The 4,252-nt window shown below is 39.1% G+C and carries 2 protein-coding genes; both read right to left on the reverse strand.

Annotated features, from left to right (window positions below):
* Window positions 1-96 precede the first annotated feature (96 nt).
* Window positions 97-1,077, reverse strand: coding sequence for a CorA family divalent cation transporter (locus tag HWQ41_RS19700; protein ID WP_292766354.1), 981 nt, complete (start codon window positions 1,075-1,077; stop codon window positions 97-99).
* Between the two features lie 454 nt (window positions 1,078-1,531).
* A complete protein-coding gene (locus HWQ41_RS19705; RefSeq protein WP_292766357.1) occupies window positions 1,532-3,592 on the reverse strand; it encodes a serine/threonine-protein kinase in 2,061 nt (686 codons plus the stop codon).
* Between the last annotated feature and the right edge of the window lie 660 nt (window positions 3,593-4,252).

The following is a 4,252-nucleotide window of genomic DNA, read 5'->3' on the forward strand; positions in this document are numbered from 1 at the left end:
ATTCTAAAACTGGTTACCTTGAGGGGTCTTACCCTCAATTCGCCAGCAGTATCCTTCAAGAAGTCGGGGATCTTTTTGTTCGTAACTTGATAGATGCTACAACCAACGTTGTTTTTTAGCATAGACAATACTACCAATTACAATTAATGCCATCACGCAGATCAGAGCAGGATAAGCCCAAGGTTGCTCTAATTCCGGCATATATTTGAAGTTCATACCATAAAAACCAGACATGAAAGTGATTGGTAAGAATATGGTTGAGAGGATAGTTAGGCGATTAATTCGTTCACCGGTTTTGCTAGCAATATTATCGCGTTGAATTTCCATTAATTCTGACATCCAGGCTCTTAGAGCTTGATATTCTTGCCAGAGTTTATCAACGTGATGAACCAATTCTTGATTGAATAGTTCCTTCACAGGCTGGGTGATCCATTGGAAATCTTCGCGATCCATAATAGTCATAAGTGACTTGATGCTTTGAAAATTACGGCGTCCCGAACGAGTAGATTGCCTCATGGTGGCAATTTTTTGGTACGTTGATTCATCACCAGAATTATCTAATACTTCATCTTCTAAATCATCAAGTTTTCTAGAAATATAGTCAAATCCAGTTTCGTAATTATTCCAAATATCTTTAAAGATGAGATAAAAAAGATAGTCAATTCCCAACTTGGGAATATCTAGAGTTCGCTTTTGCAGATTATTAGCTAGAATACTTAAAACTTTTAGTTCAGTGATTTCAAAGGTGATGACAAAATTATTTCCAACCACAATATTGCCACGCGCAACCTCAAACTCGTGATTTTTTATTTGAGGAGTTAGAATTTCATAGCTGTCAAATAAACAATCTTCTACGTCTTCATCAATTCCTAGAGGGGAATGGTTAAAAATCATGTTAACACGAGATGGATTGAGTCCAAAGTGCTTGATAATTTTGGCAGTTCCAGTGCGATCGCGGAAGTGAATACAGCGCAACCAAATATTGTGAGTACCATCAATCCTTTTCAGTACCGTATTGACATCCCTACTGGTGAATAATTCCAGGTTATTTTCCGAAAAAGTAAGGAGAATTAGCATATAGCCATCCTAATTGAGTCGTCAGAAAACACGGTGACTCATATTGAGCGATAATTTATTTGACTACAACGACACATCAAATGTCAAAGCCATACGATTTCTGACGGTAATACCATTTCACACAAACCCTGATACATATAGATTTCTCGTAGGGGCACAGCATTACTCATCCGTGTCAACTTAAGCCCAAACCCTTTTAAAACCTCGTTTCCAGCCAGAGGCTGGAAATGCAAATCAAAAGCGGCTCTGCCGCAAGTCTTGAGGCGGCAGCCCCCACATAGGCATTCCCAGTCAGAGACTTCTTTTCAAGACAATCTCTAAAAGCTGTTTCTAGACTGGCTTTCACTTTAAGTTGACACCAATGAGCATTACTGTGCCCCTACCAACTGGACATATTGGGCTAATGGTATAAAAGGGATAGTCCTAAAATGGTATTACTATATTGAGTCATAGCTCAATTTTTTTCTATTTTCCCAGATTTAGGGCGAGTAGTTGGCGCTGGTGCTGAATTATTTTGCAGAATTGCAATTTCTCTCTGTGCATCTTGATAACTATCTTGTTCCCCTTGCTGTTGGAATAGTTTTGCAGCTTTTGCGAAATCTGCGATCGCACCCTGTTTATTTTTCTGCTTGGTGCGAATCACACCCCGGTTATAGTAGGCTAAAGCATTGTTAGCATTAATTGCGATCACTCGTGAATAATCCTGATTTGCAGCTTTTTTATTTCCCAGTTCCAGATAGGCGTTACCACGGTTGTTGTAAGCTGATATATTATTAGAATCTAGTTTCAGAGCTGCGGTGTAATCTTCAATAGCGCCTTTATAATCTCCGAAAGAAAAGCGGTGAATACCTCTGTGAGTATAAGCTGCAATAAATTTAGGATCAATCTGTAAAATTGTGTTGTAATCTTCAGTAGCTTCGAGTTTATCTCCCAAATCACTGTAAACATCACCACGATTCAGATAGGCTTCTATGTATTTGGGATTGATATTAATTGCGCCCGTGTAATCTTTAATTGCTGCATATTTTTGTTTATTAATAGATTGAGTTAAAGCCCTTTGATAATAAGCTTTGGCATCACTAGGATTAATCTTAATTACTGTATCAAAATCTTGGATTGCTGCTTGTCTGAGTCTAAGGCGACGGCGGAGAATGCCTCGCTGCAAGTAGGCTTCGGTATACTGAGGTTTGAGAGCGATCGCTTTGCTAAAATCTCCAATTGCGCCTTTATTATCCTTCAATTGAGCAAGGGCTAATCCTCGCCCATAGTAAGCATAAGCATCCTTAGAATTTAACTTAATTGCTTGGTTATAGTCAGCGATCGCTTCTTTATACTTACCTAATTCCGAAAAAGCAAATCCTCGGTCAAAATAGGCATTACCATCTTGTGGATTGAGTAAAATTGCTTGGCTAGAGTCTGCTTGTGCTTGCTCGTAGTCTCCTAATCGATAATAAGCATCGCCTCGCCTATTATAAGCCAAAGCGTTTTGCGGATCTAATTCAATAACCTGATTGAAATCTTTAACTGCTCCTTCATAGTTTCCTGCATCATATTTATTTACTCCCTCTTGATATAATTTTTGTTGAGCATCACTTGCAGGTTTTGGCAACTGCAAAAACCACGCTCCAATACCAAGTGTGATACAGCCAGCTATCCCCGTCAAAACTAGTAATAATTTTTTATGATGCTGTTTTTGTTGATTGTGCTCAACATTTATTAACTTTTTCAGATCGTCTAAAACTTCGGTCGCATACTGGTAGCGCTTACGATAGTCAAAACGCACCATTCTATTAATAATATTTGCTAATTTTCTGTTAACTTTTATATTTTTGTTACGCCAATCTATTTCACCTGTTAGCTTATTGTTCTGACTTCGCAAATTAGATATTTCGTTTGCAGGTAAACCTCTAAATGCTGCGATCGCAACGATACCTAAAGCATATATGTCGCTGTTGTATTTGAGGTTGCCGTTAATTTGTTCTATAGGCATATATTCGAGATTGTCAACGGTATTAATGATGGCTTCATTAAAAGTACCAAAATTAACCAAAACTAACTTTTCATCTGACTCCCGGCGAATAATATTCGCTGGTTTAATATCCCGATGAATCACGCCATAGCTATGTACAAGCACCAAAACTTCTAATATCTCTGATAAAAGACTAATTACTTGGTCTTCCCTCAGAGGTTGTCCCTGGATAATTTCGTCAGTTAAAGGATTACCGGCTATGAACTCATAGACTATATAGAATTCTTCATTTTCTTCAAAAGAAGCAATTAACTTTTGAATATTATCGTGTTCCTGTCCTAGTTTTTCTAAAGTTGCTGCCTTACTGGCAAACAAGCGGCGTAGGATTGTTAAAGTTTGAGGATTGCTACTAGGAGGACGTAACTGCTTTACTATAAATTGGCTGCCAGGAAGATTAACATCTTCAACTAGATACGTTTTTCCCTTTTCACCATCATTGAGAGCTTTTAGTATTCGATAACGTCCATCTAGGAAATGACTATTCATCAATATAAATATAGTCTTATAAATTGTTTGATTATAGCTTACGTATTATTAATGTGAAAAATTCCAAATGAGATAAATGTGTAGACTGCTACAGCGTGTCTCTACAATCTGCTTACCAGAACAACGTAAGTTCGATGAACCTCTCTCACCTAGCCTCCCTCTTTTACAAATATCTACGGTGTACACACAAGTCTAATTACCCCCCTTAATCCCCCCTTATTAAGGGGGGAAACAAGAAATCTAGTTCCCTCACGCCACATGGTTCAAGTCGGGCATTGCCCGCCCAACGCAGTGGCTCCCCTTTATAAGGGGAGGGTTAGGGTGGGGTAAAACCTTGGTTAATCAGCTATTTCAGACTTGTGTGTACACCGTAGCTTTTACAAAGAGAGCGAGGAACAACGAAAAAATAAGCTTTTTAAGCCTATCCCCGCTTCGGGGATAGGTTTGGAGAGGGGTCAGATCAAATCTATCGAACTCACGTTAACATTGCAGGTCGATGTTATGCCATTGTCGGTCGATGTTATGCCATTGTCGGTCGATGTTATGCCATTGCAGGTCGATGTTATGCCATTGTCGGTCGATGCATTAGCAATGCAAGAAGAAAATATAGCGGTTCTCGGCCCTTGTGAGGTACAAGAACCCCACCCCCCAACCCCCTCC

Source organism: Nostoc sp. NOS(2021) (genome assembly GCF_017115025.1).
In the GTDB taxonomy this organism is placed as follows: Bacteria; Cyanobacteriota; Cyanobacteriia; order Cyanobacteriales; family Nostocaceae; genus Nostoc.